The sequence below is a fragment of the Chryseobacterium sp. VD8 genome (genome assembly GCF_037149975.1).
GTDB lineage: Bacteria > Bacteroidota > Bacteroidia > Flavobacteriales > Weeksellaceae > Chryseobacterium > Chryseobacterium indicum.
Window position 1 is genome coordinate 15,612 of record NZ_JBBCQL010000021.1, and the last position, 16,721, is coordinate 32,332.

The 16,721-nt window shown below is 34.8% G+C and carries 16 protein-coding genes and 7 tRNA genes; 12 read left to right on the forward strand and 11 right to left on the reverse strand.

Features of this window, described 5'->3' with window-relative positions; translation table 11 throughout:
• Positions 1-78 precede the first annotated feature (78 nt).
• From WFK35_RS04180 to WFK35_RS04190, 3 genes are all read left to right on the forward strand, one after another.
• Positions 79-1,074 carry a T9SS type A sorting domain-containing protein gene (locus WFK35_RS04180; protein ID WP_336731500.1) on the forward strand — a complete coding sequence of 332 codons (996 nt, stop codon included), beginning with the start codon at positions 79-81 and terminating at the stop codon, positions 1,072-1,074.
• Between the two features lie 18 nt (positions 1,075-1,092).
• Positions 1,093-1,974 carry a hypothetical protein gene (locus tag WFK35_RS04185; RefSeq protein WP_336731502.1) on the forward strand — a complete coding sequence of 294 codons (882 nt, stop codon included), beginning with the start codon at positions 1,093-1,095 and terminating at the stop codon, positions 1,972-1,974.
• A gap of 420 nt (positions 1,975-2,394) precedes the next feature.
• Positions 2,395-4,119, forward strand: coding sequence for a helix-turn-helix domain-containing protein (locus tag WFK35_RS04190; RefSeq protein ID WP_336731503.1), 1,725 nt, complete (start codon positions 2,395-2,397; stop codon positions 4,117-4,119).
• Between the two features lie 65 nt (positions 4,120-4,184).
• On the opposite strand, the gene WFK35_RS04195 is transcribed toward WFK35_RS04190, so the two are convergent.
• From WFK35_RS04195 to WFK35_RS04210, 4 genes are all read right to left on the reverse strand, one after another.
• Positions 4,185-4,248 (reverse strand) — tRNA-Thr (locus WFK35_RS04195).
• The gene (locus WFK35_RS04200) at positions 4,234-4,488 is read right to left on the reverse strand and encodes a GIY-YIG nuclease family protein (protein WP_336731505.1); all 255 of its coding nucleotides are present in this window, start codon (positions 4,486-4,488) and stop codon (positions 4,234-4,236) included. Before WFK35_RS04200 ends, WFK35_RS04195 begins: the two co-directional genes overlap by 15 nt.
• 47 nt (positions 4,489-4,535) lie before the next feature.
• A tRNA-Arg gene (locus WFK35_RS04205) sits at positions 4,536-4,609 on the reverse strand.
• A gap of 8 nt (positions 4,610-4,617) precedes the next feature.
• Positions 4,618-4,692, reverse strand: a tRNA-Pro gene (locus tag WFK35_RS04210).
• A 261-nt stretch (positions 4,693-4,953) separates the two neighbouring features.
• On the opposite strand from WFK35_RS04210, the gene WFK35_RS04215 reads away from it, so the two are divergent.
• A complete protein-coding gene (locus tag WFK35_RS04215) occupies positions 4,954-5,223 on the forward strand; it encodes a hypothetical protein (protein ID WP_336731506.1) in 270 nt (89 codons plus the stop codon).
• Between the two features lie 58 nt (positions 5,224-5,281).
• On the forward strand, positions 5,282-5,665 hold the full coding sequence (locus tag WFK35_RS04220) for a hypothetical protein (RefSeq protein WP_336731507.1): 384 nt from the start codon (positions 5,282-5,284) through the stop codon (positions 5,663-5,665).
• Positions 5,666-5,745: 80 nt separating this feature from the next.
• Here WFK35_RS04220 and WFK35_RS04225 read toward each other — a convergent pair.
• The 4 genes from WFK35_RS04225 to WFK35_RS04240 form a co-directional block, all read right to left on the reverse strand.
• Positions 5,746-5,815, reverse strand: a tRNA-Thr gene (locus WFK35_RS04225).
• A 287-nt stretch (positions 5,816-6,102) separates the two neighbouring features.
• A tRNA-Arg gene (locus WFK35_RS04230) sits at positions 6,103-6,176 on the reverse strand.
• 49 nt (positions 6,177-6,225) lie between these two features.
• Positions 6,226-6,300 (reverse strand) — tRNA-Pro (locus WFK35_RS04235).
• An 18-nt stretch (positions 6,301-6,318) separates the two neighbouring features.
• A tRNA-Ser gene (locus WFK35_RS04240) sits at positions 6,319-6,403 on the reverse strand.
• Positions 6,404-6,540: 137 nt separating this feature from the next.
• On the opposite strand from WFK35_RS04240, the gene WFK35_RS04245 reads away from it, so the two are divergent.
• The 4 genes from WFK35_RS04245 (at position 6,541) to WFK35_RS04260 (ending at position 11,314) form a co-directional block, all read left to right on the forward strand.
• On the forward strand, positions 6,541-7,569 hold the full coding sequence (locus tag WFK35_RS04245; RefSeq protein ID WP_308005482.1) for an N-acetylmuramoyl-L-alanine amidase: 1,029 nt from the start codon (positions 6,541-6,543) through the stop codon (positions 7,567-7,569).
• A 71-nt stretch (positions 7,570-7,640) separates the two neighbouring features.
• Positions 7,641-9,041, forward strand: coding sequence for an aspartate ammonia-lyase (aspA, locus tag WFK35_RS04250; protein ID WP_214588968.1), 1,401 nt, complete (start codon positions 7,641-7,643; stop codon positions 9,039-9,041).
• Positions 9,042-9,129: 88 nt separating this feature from the next.
• Positions 9,130-9,984 (forward strand): glycosyltransferase family 2 protein, encoded by an 855-nt coding sequence (locus WFK35_RS04255; protein ID WP_336731508.1) that lies wholly within the window; start codon positions 9,130-9,132, stop codon positions 9,982-9,984.
• 262 nt (positions 9,985-10,246) lie between these two features.
• A complete protein-coding gene (locus WFK35_RS04260; RefSeq protein ID WP_336731509.1) occupies positions 10,247-11,314 on the forward strand; it encodes a hypothetical protein in 1,068 nt (355 codons plus the stop codon).
• Here the strand turns inward: WFK35_RS04260 and WFK35_RS04265 are convergent.
• On the reverse strand, positions 11,307-12,785 hold the full coding sequence (locus WFK35_RS04265; RefSeq protein ID WP_336731510.1) for a lipopolysaccharide biosynthesis protein: 1,479 nt from the start codon (positions 12,783-12,785) through the stop codon (positions 11,307-11,309). The two genes, WFK35_RS04260 and WFK35_RS04265, sit on opposite strands and share 8 nt — an antisense overlap.
• 6 nt (positions 12,786-12,791) lie before the next feature.
• Positions 12,792-13,583: an FkbM family methyltransferase gene (locus WFK35_RS04270; protein WP_336731511.1), complete on the reverse strand. Its 792-nt coding sequence runs from the start codon at positions 13,581-13,583 to the stop codon at positions 12,792-12,794.
• 286 nt (positions 13,584-13,869) lie between these two features.
• Here WFK35_RS04270 and hpt point away from each other — a divergent pair, with 286 nt between their 5' ends.
• The 3 genes from hpt to obgE all read left to right on the forward strand — a co-directional run bounded on the left by hpt (position 13,870) and on the right by obgE (position 16,206).
• Complete coding sequence (gene hpt, locus WFK35_RS04275) at positions 13,870-14,424, forward strand: hypoxanthine phosphoribosyltransferase (protein WP_076392149.1); 555 nt, start codon at positions 13,870-13,872, stop codon at positions 14,422-14,424.
• Positions 14,425-14,560: 136 nt separating this feature from the next.
• Positions 14,561-15,142 carry an adenylate kinase gene (locus WFK35_RS04280; RefSeq protein ID WP_214588974.1) on the forward strand — a complete coding sequence of 194 codons (582 nt, stop codon included), beginning with the start codon at positions 14,561-14,563 and terminating at the stop codon, positions 15,140-15,142.
• Between the two features lie 80 nt (positions 15,143-15,222).
• Positions 15,223-16,206, forward strand: coding sequence for a GTPase ObgE (gene obgE / locus WFK35_RS04285; protein WP_076392153.1), 984 nt, complete (start codon positions 15,223-15,225; stop codon positions 16,204-16,206).
• A gap of 65 nt (positions 16,207-16,271) precedes the next feature.
• On the opposite strand, the gene WFK35_RS04290 is transcribed toward obgE, so the two are convergent.
• On the reverse strand, positions 16,272-16,721 hold a 450-nt coding region (locus WFK35_RS04290; protein WP_336731512.1), incomplete at its 5' end, for a T9SS type A sorting domain-containing protein.

Consider the following 16,721-nt stretch of genomic DNA (forward strand, 5'->3'; position numbering starts at 1 on the left):
GATGTCTGATAAATAAAAATTGTAACATTTTTTATTTCAATATGTTATAGAGACGGAATTTTAAAATAATAATTTTTCATGAACAAAAAATATGCATTATTACTTTTGTTATCTTCTTCTTGGATGTTTGCCCAACAGACATTACAAACAGAAAATTACGAAAAGTACGCCACTACTAAAAGCACGAGTGGTAAAACAGTTCAAAGCCTGAACGAAGGCTTATTTGCGGAAAACCTGATGGCTTATCCGGGTTATGGTACCACCAGAAAACATTTTGTAATAGGACAGTTGGGAGCTGTTCAAAACGTTTACACTAAAGTTTCTAAAGATGAAAATACCCTGTTGGTTTCTTTTATCCTTAATCTTTCAAAAGCGGACGAAACAAAAGAGCTTCAGCTTTTGGATCTGAAAGTTCCTACCTCTATGTACAAAGGAAACAGTTTTGTACAGCTGGCGGTAAAAAATAGAGGGAAGAAGTTTGCGTTCAGTCTTACTGATATCAATAATCCCGAAAACAGATCAGATCCCGGAAATACCTTTAATTACAATGAAGATCATTTAGTAGTTCTGAAAGTGAGTGATTTCAACACAGCAAAAGCTACCTGCGAATTATTTGCTGATGAAGATATTGCGAATTTATCAGAAAGCATTGCAAAATTACAAGGTCTGAAATTGCCTGCAAACAAAGAGCATGAAAACGGTAATGGGATTTTGTTTACCGCTGCACTGCATCAAAGTAATAAAGCTTCTGCTACAGAAGGTAAAGTTGGTCTTCTGAAAATAAGCAGAGGAAAAGAAAAAGATATTAGAGATTTAGTAAATACAGAGACTACGAAATTAGCGGCTTCCCAAGCAAAACAGGGAATTCTCCAGATATCTTCCATAGAATCTTACAAGAATGCTGAAGTAAAAGTGTATAACGCAGCAGGAAGCATGGTTCAGCTTCTTTCGAACATAAATATTACCGGAAGAGGAGTACAGGAACTCAGAATAAATCCTTTAAGTGAGGGAGTATATATTTTCACGATTAAAGATGCTCAACACCAGTATCAAACCAAATTTATAGTTAAATAAAATAAAATTATATAGAAAATGAAGAAATTATTTATCATTGCAGGTGCATTTGCACTTTCATCAGCGGTTAATGTAAAAGCTCAGTCGGGAATTGCCGTTGAAAAAATAGCGGTAGGTACAGAAGCAGTATACAACAGCGGTCTTGATGATACCAAAATTGCGTATTTCCAAAACCAGCCTTCAACCGGCGATGGTACTTTTATCCATAACAGTGGTTCCGTTACCATAGGAGATAAAAATACAGAAAACACAAAAGCTTTACTGGAATTATCCTCTACAAATAAAGGATTTTTGCCAACAAGACTTACGACTGCACAGATTAATGCATTGGGTGCAGCGGCTTCAGAGCGCGGAATGATCGTGTATGATACTACCAAAAAATGTCTTTCCCTATTCGATGGTTCTGCATGGAACTGTGTAGGAGTTTCAGGAGGAGCTGTTTTTGTTGATTATAAGATTGTGGGAGCAGGAGGAACATTTAATGCCAATAATAATCAGGCAGGTTCTCCGCCGTATATCGTTAAATCTGATGATTATCTGATAGAATGGCAGGCTAAATCTACCAATGCGCTTGGCTTTAATGTTTCTATAGGAAATGCAACGCCTTACACACTTCCTTTAGGAATCAATGCAGCGGCCAATTTAATATTGCCGGACCCTGCAACATGTAAAGGAAGACAGCTGAAAATCTACAATAACTCTTATGAAGCCAATTATCCATCGGGAGCATATACCTACATCTGGACAAATTATCCGATTTATAATACAGCAAACAGCGGACAGTTCGCCTACGGATTACCGGCTGTTACAAACTACCAGATAGCATGGGGCGCGAACCTTAATAAAGTTACCATCACAAGCAACGGAACGTATTGGGTGTCGGATAATTATAACAATTAATGAAAGGATTCTGATAACCAATAATTACTAATAACTTTTTGATGTCACATTTATAGGTTGGAAACTTAAACTTTTATGAAGTCTGGATTTCCGGCAGATTGATTATAAATCGTTGCATTATCTTTATCTGAGTAAAAGTTTAATACGTTGTAAGACCATCAAAACTATAATATTTTAACAGGATAATTTTTTTGGAAATAATTGTGAATTGAGGCTGTATCACAACTCGTGAAAACAGCCTTTTTTTATGTTTTTTCTCGACCTCCTGTCTGAGAATGGTTTTTGTACAGACGATTCTCAACCCACATCATTGAGTTATGAGACTTCCTCTTTTTATTCTTATAATCCTTAATTACGGATAATCAAAAATATTTTAATCTTTTATGAATAACAGGAATATAAAACTGAAACATTAATTTTGTGGAAAACCTGAAGATGATGAACCGTTTATTTATTACCCGATTTTTAGTTTTGATGTTATACTGCCTTTGTGTATATGCAAAAGGTGGACAGAAGAATGTTTATAATAATGCAGATTCTCTGAAAAAATATTCTGTGGACGTTCTTGTGCAAAAATGTTATTCGGACATCAATCCCAAAATCTACTGCGATGAAATGCTCAGCCGGAAATTATCTGATGAAGAGAAAACAAAGTGCTATAATATTTATGCATTAAAATACTGGTTTGAAACGGTTAATAATTATGAGAAGGCAATACAATACCTGAACTTATCCAATGTGTATGCTAAAAAGACAGGAAATATTACTTTTGAAAAAACAAACCTGAATATCATTGCTGTCATATACGCATTGCAAAACAGATATAGATATTCGCTTCAGCTTATAGAAAAACGAAATAGGCTTAAATCTGCTGAAAAAACAGATGAAATACAGGAACTGCTTTCCGGAGGAGATGACGATGCAATCTATGCCCTGTTAGGAAATTTCGGAAAATCCATCAAAAGTTATCAGAGAGCTATTAAAAATATAGATGATTATCTTTCTTCACACACAGACATTTCCCCTGAAAAAAAGTATCAGTTAACTTTTTATAAATGTATTAAATACAAAAATATTTTTCTGAGTTACGATTACGAGAAAAAACTGGATTCAGCAGGAATTTACCTCAACAAAATAAAAAATTCAACACTGTTACAAAAAGATAAAGACGATATTATCGGCTGTACTGAAGCAGATTATTTTATTCTTCTCGGAAAACTGGATTTGGCAATACAGAAAGCAACAAAAGATAAAAACGAATCTAAAAATGACAAAGCCAGAGTTTTTTATGATTTATATTATCTTGCAAGGGCCTATCAGCTGAAGAAAAATTATAAAGAATCTTTAAAATACTGCGAACAGGGGCTTAATACAATTGTTCTGAATATAGATTTTGTAAACATCGAGCTTGAGCTTTACCGAATAGCAATGGAAAATGCCGATAAATTAGGCGACAATGCCAATTATCTTAAATATTCAAAACTCTATCAGGAAAAAAACAAAAAACTGAATTATGATTCCAAGGCGGAATTTATTTCGAAGCTGTACAGTCTGGATCAGATAGAACCTCTTGAATATGAATTAAACCATACAAGAAATTTCATGACCTATCTTTGGGCTGCCATACTGCTTTTAGGATCGCTTACAGCATTTTTAATCCATCGTTTCTTCACCTTAAGAAAGTATAAAAAAAGGTTTATGGAAATTAATGCAGATTTTGAAAAGGAAATTCTAAAACAGAAACAGGATGAAGGAGAACCTAAAATCTATAGAAATAATCTTTCTGACGAAAAAGAACAGGAAATTCTGGACAAACTGAATAAGTTCGAAAAGAAACAGCAGTTTTTATCTTCTGCAGTTTCTTTAAGTTCACTTTCTGCACAGATAGGAACCAATACGAACTATCTGTCGTCTATTATTAAAAAACATAAAGAAAGCAATTTTAATGGTTATTTAAATCAGTTAAGAATAGATTATATCGTTATAAAATTAAAACAAAACCCGGAATATCTCAATTACAAAATAAGCTATCTTGCCGAAGAATGCGGCTTTTCTTCTCATACAGTGTTCAGCAGAATTTTTATAGACAAAATGGGAATTCCTCCTTCAAAATTTATTGAATATCTAAAAAAGGAAAAAGGGTAGGAGGGCAGATCAATGAAATATTATAAACAAAAAAACCTCATAACAAAGTTATGAGGCTTAAGTGATCGCGAAAGGATTCGAACCTTTGACCGTCCCGATTACAATCGGGATGCTCTATCCGGCTGAACTCTCAATTAGCTTTTGAATTTTGGAACTGCTTTTCCATGATTTTATTTCCCTTTCTCTTTTATAAGCTTCAATTTTAGAATCAAAATTTTCAGAATAAACAATCATCCGGTCTTTAGCTTTTGGAGTAAATCCTCTATGATCCGATAAATGTTTCCTTAACCTTTCCTGTAAAATTTCACAGGAATGTCCGACATAATATTTATTTAAAGATTTAGAAAAAAGAATATAGCAGTAGCACATAAATTAATGTAAACAAAAAACCTCATAACTTTGTTATGAGGCTTAAGTGAGCGCGAAAGGATTCGAACCTTTGACCGTCTGCTTAGAAGGCAGATGCTCTATCCAGCTGAGCTACGCACCCTAAAATTGTCGGGGCGGCAGGATTCGAACCTGCGACCTCCTGGTCCCAAACCAGGCGCGATGACCGGACTACGCTACGCCCCGATTGAGGTCATCTTTTAACAAGAATTACCTTGTTTTTTGTGGTTGCAAATGTATAAACTTTTTTTGAATTATGAAAGTAAAACTGAAATAATTTTTGGTTAATTTTTTTAATGCCGTTTTTCATTACCTTTACCTGTTTCAGAACCATTATTTTAGATAAAACTTAAATGAAAAAGAAAGTTTTCCTTTTTTTTCTTCTTTTGCTTGTGATTTCATTTGTCTAATTTTTATATGGAGCAAAACCTCTGTAAAGCTTTTTCTATGATACAAGCTAAAAACATAAGGACTTTAGAACATCATTCCAATAAAAATTTCTATCAATACGGAATTGAAAATATAGGTGAAAATTTACAACAGGAATTGTTAGAAATAAAAATTGATGAATGCAGGCTGAATGTCAGAAAAGATTTATTTTACATATTTCAGGATAAAGTTGTTTATATCAGAAATGGTAAAAAATGCTTAATGATAATGGTTGGTTATCATTTTTCTGACTCTGTTTTTTATATCAAAGGATTTCAGAACATCTAAATTCATAACTCGGAGGAAAAAAATGTATGATCTGAGATTTAAAAGCTAAGTTAAGTAAATGACCATTAACAAGTTACATATAATCGATTGGTATGACGATATTATCACATCAATAGTTTCGTTTGAAAAGGATGTGTATTTATTTCATTGTATTCACAAAAACTTTAGGACTCATGAGAAAACGTATTATTGCGTAAAGATCGATGAAGAATCATTTTTACGAATTGAATCAATTGTGGTAAATCTTAAGACCTTTAAGAAAAAAGAGTGGAAAATTATCAATGAGATTTTTACAAGTAACAATAAAAAAGAGAATGCTTTTTTAGTAAAATCAATATCTTTATTAAGAGGTGAAAATATTGTTTTTCATGAATTAGAAGCTTCGGGTTCCTTAATCAAAATTAATTTTCCATTTGATGTTTCTGTTCTGTATGACGTTTGAGTGATGTAGATTGATGTGTAAAAAAATATAAAGTTTGATGTAAACAAAAAACCTCATAACAAAAAGCTATGAGGTTTCTGTGAGCGCGAAAGGATTTGAACCTTTGGCCGTCCCGATTACAATCGGGAAGCTCTATCCGGCTGAACTCTCAATTAGTTTTTGAATTTTGGAACTGCTTTTCCATGATTTTATTCCCTTTCTCTTTTATAAGCTTTAATTTTAAAATCAAAATTTTCTGAATAAACAATCGTCCGGTCTTTAGCTTTTGAAGTAAATCACATATGATTTGATAAATGTTTTCTTAATCTTTCCTGTATGATTTCGCAGGAGTGACCGACATAATATTCATTTAAAGATTTAGAAAAAAGAATATGGTAATAACGCATAAAGACTAATATAAACAAAAAACCTCATAACAAAAAGCTATGAGGTTTCTGTGAGCGCGAAAGGATTCGAACCTTTGACCGTCTGCTTAGAAGGCAGATGCTCTATCCAGCTGAGCTACGCACCCATTATAAAGTTGATTCCCGCTTAGTTAGTAAATAAGCGCGTTAAAAAAGTCGGGGCGGCAGGATTCGAACCTGCGACCTCCTGGTCCCAAACCAGGCGCGATGACCGGACTACGCTACGCCCCGAAAAGATATATAGAAAAGCGGAGGGTAAGGGATTCGAACCCTTGCGACACTTTCGCGTCGACAGTTTAGCAAACTGCTCCGTTAACCACTCCGGCAACCCTCCTGTTTATCTTATTTTTTAATGATCGTTGTTCCTTTATTGCGAGTGCAAATATAGAACAGATTTCTTTATTTACCAAATATTTTTCAAGAAAAATTTGTGTATTTTTGAGGTAATAAACAACAAAAAAAAGTAAACAAATGCGTAATACATTATATATCATCGGATTAAGTTCTTTGATTTTTTCCTGTACTTCTCAGCAAAATGCTAAAAAAAAACAGTACATCCCGAGAACTCCCGCAGTACAGCCGAAAACTGCCACTCAGACTTCGGGTAATGATAAGCCAAAACCTAAAATTACTTCTGAACACGGAGTAGAATTTTTTACGACCAATATTGCAGATATTACTAAAAATGATAACACGGCAAGTTATGGTTCTATCGTTTCAGCAAAACCTGCAGGTTATAAAGTCGTGAAAACTTATTTTCCTGCAATTGCACAGAATTTCAGACAACGATATTTAATTTTGCATTATACGGCTTTACCGGATGATAAATCCATTACCGTATTATCTCAACAGGCGGTAAGTGCGCATTATCTGGTAAATAATACAGGTGATAACGAAATTTATCAGTTGGTAGATGAAAATAAACGTTCATATCACGCCGGAGTAAGCGCGTGGAGAGCTGATAAAAACCTTAATGATACATCTATTGGAATTGAGATTGTAAATTCAGGATTCACGACAGATGCTGCAGGAAAGAGAACTTTCATGCCTTTTGATGAAGCTCAGGTAAAAAAAGTAGCTGCTTTGGTGAAAGATATTGTGGCGAGATATAATATTCCGGCAACCAATATTCTGGCACATTCAGATATTGCCCCTACAAGAAAACAGGACCCGGGACCTTTATTTCCATGGAAAAAATTATACGACGAATACCAGATCGGAATGTGGTATGATGATGCCGTGAAGCAAAGTTTCTACGATCTTGCGACATCTACGGATTTTCAGTCAAAATACAACGATCCGACGTTTATTTTTAATGTTCAGACGCAGTTGCAGAAATTCGGTTACGCATTGGATCTGAGCGGTAAATGGGATGATGCTACCAAAAAAACAATAGAAGCATTTCAGTATCACTTCCGTCCGCAGAATTATGACGGAATTATGGATGCAGAAACGTTCTCCATATTACAGGCTTTAAACGTAAAATATCCTACAAAATAAATAAGGAAAGCGCATCGGTTTCGGTGCGTTTTTGCTATCTTTAAAGTCTCAAAATATTTAAAAAATCTGTAATGGAAAATTTCAGGAAAGAAAGTGATTTGCTGGGAGTATTAGAGGTTCCGGTGAATGCTTATTATGGAGTACAGACGCAAAGAGCGATTAATAATTTTAAAATTTCAGGACAGCTTTTATCTTCATATCCGGAGTTCATCAAAGGGTTGGCTTTCGTAAAAAAAGCGGCAGCCAAAACCAATTATGAGCTGGGTCTGCTGGATGAAAATCTATATTTTACCATTGCTGAAGTTTGTGATGAATTAATCAACGGAGAACTGCACGATCAGTTTCCGGTGGATATGATTCAGGGCGGGGCAGGAACTTCCATTAATATGAATGCCAATGAAGTAATTGCCAACCGTGTTCTGGAAAAATTAGGGAAAAATAAAGGGCAGTACGAATTCTGTTCACCCAACGATCACATCAATCTTTCCCAGTCTACCAACGATGCTTATCCTACAGCCATTAAAATGGGATTGCTTCAGATGAACATCTCTCTTGTAGAAAAACTGGAAAAGATTGTTGAAGCTTTCAGAGCGAAAGGGAAAGAATTTCAGGATGTGATTAAAATGGGGCGAACGCAGCTACAGGATGCAGTTCCAATGACTTTGGGACAGGAATTTGAAGCGTTTGCCGCCACTTTGGAAGAAGATATTTCTAAATTAAATAACAATGCCAATCTTTTCGTAGAAGTAAATATGGGAGCCACTGCGATCGGGACAGGAATTAACGCTCCGGTTGGATACGCAACACTCTGCGCGAAAAATTTAGCGCAATTAACAGGTTTTCCTATAGTTTCTGCACCGGATTTGGTGGAAGCTACACCAGATACGGGTTCTTATGTAATCTATTCCTCAGCGATGAAACGTCTTGCTGTTAAGCTGTCAAAAATCTGCAACGATTTGAGATTGCTTGCTTCAGGACCGAGAGCCGGATTGTCGGAAATCAATTTACCTCCGATGCAGCCGGGATCTTCAATTATGCCGGGAAAAGTAAATCCTGTGATTCCGGAAGTGGTTAATCAGGTTTGTTTTAAAGTTTTCGGAAACGATCTTACGGTAACTTTTGCAGCAGAAGCAGGACAGTTACAGCTCAATGTTATGGAACCTGTGCTTTCTCACGCGATCATGGAAAATATTCACTTTTTAAGCAATGCTTTGGATACGCTTCGTGAAAAATGCATTGTCGGAATTACAGCAAATAAAGAAGTCTGCCTGAATATGGTGAAGCACAGCATCGGAATTGTAACGGCTTTAAATCCTTACATTGGCTATAAACAATCGACAGCGATTGCGAAAGAAGCTCTGGAAACAGGAAAAAGCGTGTATAATTTAGTATTGGAAAAAGAACTTCTTTCTCAGGAAAAACTGGATGAAATTCTTGATCCTAAAAATATGCTGAAACCACACAATAAATAAAAATAACGGTAAGCGATACCTGATGTTTGACTAAAATATAACGTTTTTTATCAGGTATTGCTTATTATTCATCACCAATATCTTTCTTTTGAGATTTTTAATCATCATTCCTGCGCATAACGAAGAAAACAATCTTCCTTTTACATTAGATTCTTTACAACAGCAGAGTTTTAAGGATTTTAAAGTTGTGGTTGTTAATGACGGTTCTACAGACGGAACATCAGAAGTCATCAGAAAATACACAGATCACGATTCCAGATTTGAAACAATTGATCTTCAGAAATCTGCGCACCAACCAGGTTCCAAAGTCGTTAATGCTTTTAAAAATGGCTTAAATACTCAGAATATAGAAGAGTTTGAAATCATCTGCAAATTTGATGCGGATGTCATTTTACCTGAAAATTATCTTGAAACGGTAGAAAATGCTTTCAGAAATAATCCGAAATACGGCTTGGTCGGCGGTTTACTGTATGTTGAAAAAGACGGAGAGTGGATCTACGAAGGAAATTCCAACAAACATCATGTTCGAGGTCCGATGAAAGCATACCGAAAAGAAAGTTTTATTGAAATGAAAGGCATTCGGGAAACATTGGGATGGGATAATATTGATGCCATTTTGCTGGAAAATCTGGGCTGGAAAGAAGTTGTTCTGCCGGAACTTCATGTGAAATTAATTAAAGTGAAAGGAGCTGATTATACCATAAAACCCGCAGATTATTACGGAAGATATTTTTATTTTTTAGGACTGAACCGGTTTTTAGCTTACATCGCTTCCTCAAAAGAAGCCATGAAAAGCAAATCGGCTGCGTTTTTCTTTTCAATGATTAAATCATATGAAAACTGCCGTTCTCAAAACTTAGAACTGAAAATTTCAAAAGAAGAACAGAAAGCCATCAACAATCAGCGTTGGAATATGCTGAAGAAAAAATGGCTGAAACTGTAATTAATTAAATAAAATGTAGTTGTCTGCAATTCGTTATTATTAAAAAAAACTTTGGGTTCTCTGCTGAGTGAATAGTTTATGCTGAGCTTGTCGAGGTACCTTTGCGAGCTTAAAAGCGGTTAATATTTAAAAACTCTTGCGAACTTTGCGTTAAAATTAAGCATTATGATTAATTAAATATAAGCAAAAATAGAATCTATTCAATAGAAACGGATTTTAGTCCGTTTAACAAAATATAAAAATTAGCCCAAACTTTAGAATTTTGAAAAAAATAGCCTACATAGAAATTGATACCCATGCCGAAATTGCTCAGGATTTTATCAATGTAATGAGCGGTTCCGGAGAATTTACCGTAGATTATTATTTTTCAAAAAAAATAAAAGATCAGATCTTTGAATCCGGAGAGAATATTTTTCTGTCGGACAGTTCAATGATTTTAGACCAGCTGAAATTAAAAAAATATGATGTAATTATCATCGGAACGGTTCACCGTTATTTCAATACCTTCCTTGCCATTGTAAAAAAATACAATGCTTCCGTAATTGTTCACAATATGAACTTTATGAAATCTTCAAAGTTCAGCCTTATCAAAAGTATTTTTAAAGAAGATCAGATATACAGATTGAAATTGTTGTGGAAAGAAGGTTTGTTAAATGCATCAAAAGTCTATCAGATAGCAAAAAAACGATTGGTTTTGGATGAAGAGTTGAGTTCTGATAAATTGAAATTTTTACCTCTTTTTTACACCAAAAATTTTAAAAAGCCGGAGAATAAAGTGTTAACCATTGTTATTCCGGGTGGAGTTTCCCAGCAAAGGAGAGATTATAAAAGGGTTTTTTCAATCATAAACAATCTTGAAAAGTTAAATAAATATTCAGCTCCTGAAAATAAATTCATTGAATTTGTCTTTTTAGGAAAAGCAAAAAATGAAGAATTAAAAGAGATTATTGATCTGGAACGGTCATTGAAATATATCCATATTACCTATTTTTCAGAGAGAGTTTCTCAAGCCGATTTCGAAGACTGGATGCAGAAAGCGGACGTTTTGTGGTGTCCTATTCAGCAAAAAACCAAGTTTTTCGGTCAGGAAGAAATTTATGGCAAAACAAAAATGACGGGAAATCTCGGTGACGCCATTAAATTCGGAAAACAGGCTGTTTTTCCTTCAAATTATGCTTCAAAATTAGATTTTATTGTTCCTGAGCAAAAAGATATTCTGGAGCAGTTTAAATCACTCAAAAACAGTCAGTTCGACTTTCAGAAAGAGTTCGATAAAAAATCTGTTCAGCAAAAACTCGAAAAACTTCTAAAAGAGTTGATTTCTATTTAAATTTAAAAATACTTTTAATAAAATTTTTGTTCAAATAATCTTCTATAGGGAAAATCTTAGTGAAATAATTTCCAATAAAGATCAGTATAAGAACAATAGCAGGTTTGTAGATCATGTTGATGAAATTACTGTCGAAATTCGGCAGAACAATTGCAACCGTAACTGCTAAAGTACAGATAATGGATACAAAAATCATTTCAATCGTTAATGGAGACACTTTAAACATCACATAGTTGAAAATAATCTTGATGACATTGTAGGTGGTAAGAGAAATCGCGGTAGACAAAGCAATTCCGCTTAATTTCAGTTCTGTATTTTTAATGAAATAAAGATTCAGCCCAATGGTAAGTCCTGCCAGTAAAAGCATGACAACAATATTGAATTTATAATATTTTGAAAGGGAAATGATATTTCCGTTAAAACCTGTCGCTAAATCTACCAGAACGGCTGATCCCCAGATCCATACAACCGGTTGATATTCTCTCAGAAGAATTCCGTTTTTCGGCATAAAATACGTTAAATAAGGAAATCCTACCACGATGCAGGAGAACAGAACAGCTCCTAGAAAATAAAGCGTAAGCGATGTTTTTTTATGAAATTTATCCAGGCCTTCCATGTCGCCGTCTGCAAGATTTTTGCTGATAATGGGCGCAGAAACATTAAATAATCCGAGCTGAGGAATAGAAATCAGGGAAATCAAAGCGTAAAGGGTAGCATAAATTCCGTTTTCCTCCATTCCCAGATATTCGCCGATCATTAAGCTGTTGATCGCTAAATAATTTCCGAAAGTTCCTAAAAAACCGAAAAAACTGTAGTTGAAAAACTCTTTCCAGAAACCATCTTTCTTAAAGTAATCTGTACTGAAATCCAGATTGATTTTATCCAGTTTATTGGTATAACGGATATATCCGAAAAGCATTAAAGCAAAAATTCCGAAGAAAAAGGCAAATGCAGTTTTCTGTGAGGCAGCAAAGTAGAAAAACAGACAGAAAGCTCCTAAATTGGCAATTTTCGGAAAAAGATTGTCAAAAATATTAGAAACTACAATTCTCTTGTAATTGGAGGTGTATTTGTTGAAAATGGCACAAAAAGAAAGGATAAGAACCAGCGGCAAAATGATTTCTTTCGCTTTCCATGCTTCCGTAACTTTAAATTTAGGATAAACATAGGGCAGGATGAAAAATATTAACGAAAAAATAAGAAAATTAATAAAAACGGCAAGTAAAGAAAGGGAAAGCATATTCTGCTTTTTACCGTCCTGATCCACTTTATGAAAAAACTTTACATTGGAATAGGAAATTCCCATCACCACAAACGGAACCAGAAATTCTGCGCTGGGAAGAATATACCGAAGTTTTCCGTAAAATTCAAAGTCGTTCGGAAAAATAAAAATTGCGGAAACCGTTCCCAGTAAAAAACCAATATATCCAATGATGGAATATTTAAAGCCCTGCCTTGCTACTACGCTCATCTTTTATTAGTTTTTTGGAATAAAAATAATATTGTTGATGTATTCCGTTTTATTTTTTTCGTCGCTGATATTTTTTAAAAGAATTTCTTCCGTTAATTTTTTAAGCTCAAAAGTGTGCCTGTTCAGGTAGTTTGCATCATAACCCCACGATTCAACTTCTGAAATTTCATCCCAAATCGGAGTCTGGTGGTGTCTCTGTTCCATTTCCACCATTAAAGTCGGAGAAAACTTACTGATGATTTGTTTTGCTCCTTTAAGGGTTTTCATTTCATTACCTTCCACATCAATTTTAATAAAATCCAGTTTTTTGAAATGTTCAATGGCTGCCCATTCGTCCAGCTTTATCACTTTTACTTTTTCGGTATAGCTTTTTTCTTCGCCTTTTTCTTTATAATCGGTGTTCAGAGTACCTCTTGAAGCAACCATTTTTCCGTTAATAACCGGAACTTTAAACTCTGCGGTCGTGTTTTCATCAGAAAGTGCCAGAGGAAAAATGCGCATTGCGGGAAATAATCTTTTCAGGCGGCGGTATAGTTTTTTATTGGGTTCAAAAGCATAGATGTTTTCATGATCCAGCTTGTTTTCCAGTTGATAAAGGAAAGTTCCTACATTGGCTCCAATGTCGAGAATAACAGCATTTTTAGGCAAAAACTCTTTAATCCAGACCAGTTCCGGCTCTACATTCCGCGACGAAAAATTATCTTTGGTAAGATTATTTAAACTTTTAAAATATCTTTTTTTATAAAAATTCGGGCTTATATATTGCAGCTTCTCAGCGATTCTTTGGTACAGAGACATTGTAGGATTTTTGGACTAATCAGCAAATATAAGAAAAATGGTTAAAACAATGTTAAAATAATAAGATTGTAAATATTTGATATTTAGTGTTTTGTGTATTTTTTTAATTTAGATTTAATTTTAAATCAGTTCTTTTGTTTTTCAGCAGTATTTTTCATATTTTTCTAATGGCTTGTATAATAACGGATTGGAATGAAAAAAGTAAATGATTTTAAAAACTCTTAGTATTTATCCATTAAAAACTTTCGTCAAAAATCCGTAACTTTGCCACCTACTAAAATTTTTTATGGAGAGTATTAAAGTTCACGACAAAACTTTCGTTCCTTATCTGGAGGATGCCGAGATTCAGGAGATTGTAAAAGCTACGGCTTTAAAGATTTATGAAGATTATAAAGATGAAGTTCCTGTTTTCATAGGTGTTTTGAATGGGGTAATTATGTTCTTCTCAGACCTTCTGAAGCATTATCCCGGACCATGTGAGATTGCTTTCATCCAGATGAGTTCTTATGTGGGAACAGAATCTACAGGAATTGTTTACCAGAAAATGGAGCTGACAAAGGATGTAAAAGACCGTCACATCATTCTGGTAGAAGATATTGTAGACACCGGAAATACCGTAGAAAGTCTGTTCAAGTATTTTAACGAGACACAGCGTCCGAAATCCGTAAAAATAGCTTCATTCCTTTTGAAACCAGAAGTGTATAAGAAAGATTTCAAGCTGGATTATATCGGGAAAGAAATTCCAAATAAATTTGTTTTAGGGTACGGTCTGGATTATGATGAATTAGGAAGAAACTTACCTAATCTGTACCAGTTAGAAGACGGACAAATCAATCATTAAAACGCTGTTGGCTATTAGCTGATAGCTTTTAGCTTAAAAGTAAAATAAAGAAATAAATTTAATAATAACTTAAAAACAGCTAAAAGCAGGAAGCAGCCAAAAAAGCAATGCCGATTGCCGGAAGCAAAACAACATTATGATAAACATCGTTCTGTTTGGTCCTCCAGGAAGTGGAAAAGGAACACAAGCACAAAACCTGATCGAGAAATTCAATCTGAAACAAATCTCAACAGGTGATCTTTTCAGATTCAATATGAAAAATGATACCGAGCTTGGAAAATTGGCAAAATCTTACATTGATAAGGGAGAATTGGTTCCGGATCAGGTAACAACGGATATGCTGATCGATGAGATCAGAAAACCTACCGATGCGGCAGGATTTATTTTCGACGGTTATCCGAGAACGGCAGTTCAGACGGAAGCACTGGAGAAAATTGTAAAAGATGAGCTGAATGATAAAATTGATGTTTGTCTTTCTTTGGTGGTTGAAGATTCAATTTTGGTAGACCGATTGCTGAAAAGAGGAGAAATCAGCGGAAGATCAGACGACAGCAATGTGGAGATCATCCAAAACAGAATAAAAGAGTACTACACAAAAACAGCAGAAGTAGCCGAGCTGTACAAGCAGCAAGGCAAATATGTAGAGATCAACGGTGTCGGCGACATCAATGAAATCTCTGAAAAACTTTTCGCTGAAGTAGAGAAGTTTCAAAAGTAAAAATTTTTGATTCAAGGTTCAAAGTTCCAAATTCAAGGTTAAAACTTTGAACCTTCAACATAAAACCTTGAATTAAAATTATGTCAAATTTTGTAGATTACGTAAAGATTCATTGTAAAAGCGGTCATGGAGGAGCAGGTTCTGCGCATCTCCGCCGTGAAAAATATATTCCTAAAGGCGGTCCGGATGGAGGAGACGGAGGAAGAGGAGGACACGTCATCATGAAAGGAAATGCCAACGAATGGACTTTACTTCCTTTGCGTTACACGCGTCACGTAAAAGCGGAGCGTGGTGAAAACGGAGGGAAAAATCAGTTAACAGGAGCTTACGGAGCCGATGTCTATATTGAGGTTCCTATCGGAACGATTGCTAAAAATGAAGATGGCGAAATCATCGGTGAAATTCTGGAAGACGGTCAGGAAATTATCCTGATGGAAGGAGGAATGGGAGGAAAAGGAAATGAGCACTTCAAATCTTCTACTAACCAAACTCCGAGATTTGCGCAGCCAGGAATGGACGGACAGGAAGGATACGTCGTTTTTGAGCTTAAAATCCTTGCGGATGTAGGACTTGTAGGATTTCCGAACGCAGGAAAATCTACGTTGTTATCCTCCGTTTCTGCAGCTAAACCTAAAATTGCAGATTATGCTTTTACCACGTTAACTCCTAATCTTGGAATTGTAGATTACAGAAATTACAAGTCTTTTGTAATGGCAGATATTCCGGGGATTATTGAAGGAGCGGCGGAAGGTAAAGGTTTAGGACACCGTTTTTTAAGACATATTGAAAGGAATTCCATCCTGTTGTTTTTAATTCCTGCAGATTCTGAAGATCATTTTCAGGAATTTAAGATTTTGGAAAATGAATTAAAGGAATACAATCCTGAATTGCTGGATAAAGATTTTATTATTTCCATTTCAAAGTCCGATCTTCTGGATGAAGAGCTGAGGAAAGAAATTTCCGCAGAATTTCCGGAAAACAGACAGCCTTTATTTTTCTCAGGCGTTACCGGAGAAGGTCTTATGGAACTGAAAGATGTGATCTGGAAGAAGTTGCATGGGTAGAATGTTAACTTATACTGAATATAAAAGGAGAAACAAAAGCGTTTCTCCTTTTTTAGTGTCAGTGATTATTTCTTTATAAACTTTTTTGTTGTTTTTCCTTCTTTAGTTTCGATCGTAATGAGATACGATCCGGAAGGAATATGTTTAATATCAATTGTATTTCCATTCAAAACAGTATTAATTTTCTTCCCCGAAATATCATAAATATTTACATTTTCAACTTTCAAAGTAGATTGAATCATTAAAAAATCAGAAGCGGGATTTGGATAGATATCTATAGAGCTTTGTTGTTGGTCTTTTGTTAAATCAAGTTTTAAAGAAATTTGTTTTTGATTTTGTGTTTTTGCTTGCTTTACTACCGGTGAAGGACAATCTTCTATTGTCGCAAGAAACTTTGAATTATACATCACGAATGAATCCGGAAGCATTAAAATATAATTTTTTGCTTTCATTGTAATATCTTTATTATCATGAATTATGTAATTAGTATGTGTTGTAATCTTGTCTCCTGCTTG

Bases quoted from the DNA above. Each gene is read 5' to 3' on its own strand.
- WFK35_RS04180 (WP_336731500.1), top strand. From the start codon at position 79: ATGAACAAAAAATATGCATTATTACTTTTGTTATCTTCTTCTTGGATG.
- WFK35_RS04185 (WP_336731502.1), top strand. From the start codon at position 1,093: ATGAAGAAATTATTTATCATTGCAGGTGCATTTGCACTTTCATCAGCG.
- WFK35_RS04200 (WP_336731505.1), bottom strand. From the start codon at position 4,488: ATGTGCTACTGCTATATTCTTTTTTCTAAATCTTTAAATAAATATTAT.
- WFK35_RS04215 (WP_336731506.1), top strand. From the start codon at position 4,954: ATGATACAAGCTAAAAACATAAGGACTTTAGAACATCATTCCAATAAA.
- WFK35_RS04220 (WP_336731507.1), top strand. From the start codon at position 5,282: ATGACCATTAACAAGTTACATATAATCGATTGGTATGACGATATTATC.
- WFK35_RS04245 (WP_308005482.1), top strand. From the start codon at position 6,541: ATGCGTAATACATTATATATCATCGGATTAAGTTCTTTGATTTTTTCC.
- aspA (WP_214588968.1), top strand. From the start codon at position 7,641: ATGGAAAATTTCAGGAAAGAAAGTGATTTGCTGGGAGTATTAGAGGTT.
- WFK35_RS04265 (WP_336731510.1), bottom strand. From the start codon at position 12,785: ATGAGCGTAGTAGCAAGGCAGGGCTTTAAATATTCCATCATTGGATAT.
- WFK35_RS04270 (WP_336731511.1), bottom strand. From the start codon at position 13,583: ATGTCTCTGTACCAAAGAATCGCTGAGAAGCTGCAATATATAAGCCCG.
- hpt (WP_076392149.1), top strand. From the start codon at position 13,870: ATGGAGAGTATTAAAGTTCACGACAAAACTTTCGTTCCTTATCTGGAG.
- WFK35_RS04280 (WP_214588974.1), top strand. From the start codon at position 14,561: ATGATAAACATCGTTCTGTTTGGTCCTCCAGGAAGTGGAAAAGGAACA.
- obgE (WP_076392153.1), top strand. From the start codon at position 15,223: ATGTCAAATTTTGTAGATTACGTAAAGATTCATTGTAAAAGCGGTCAT.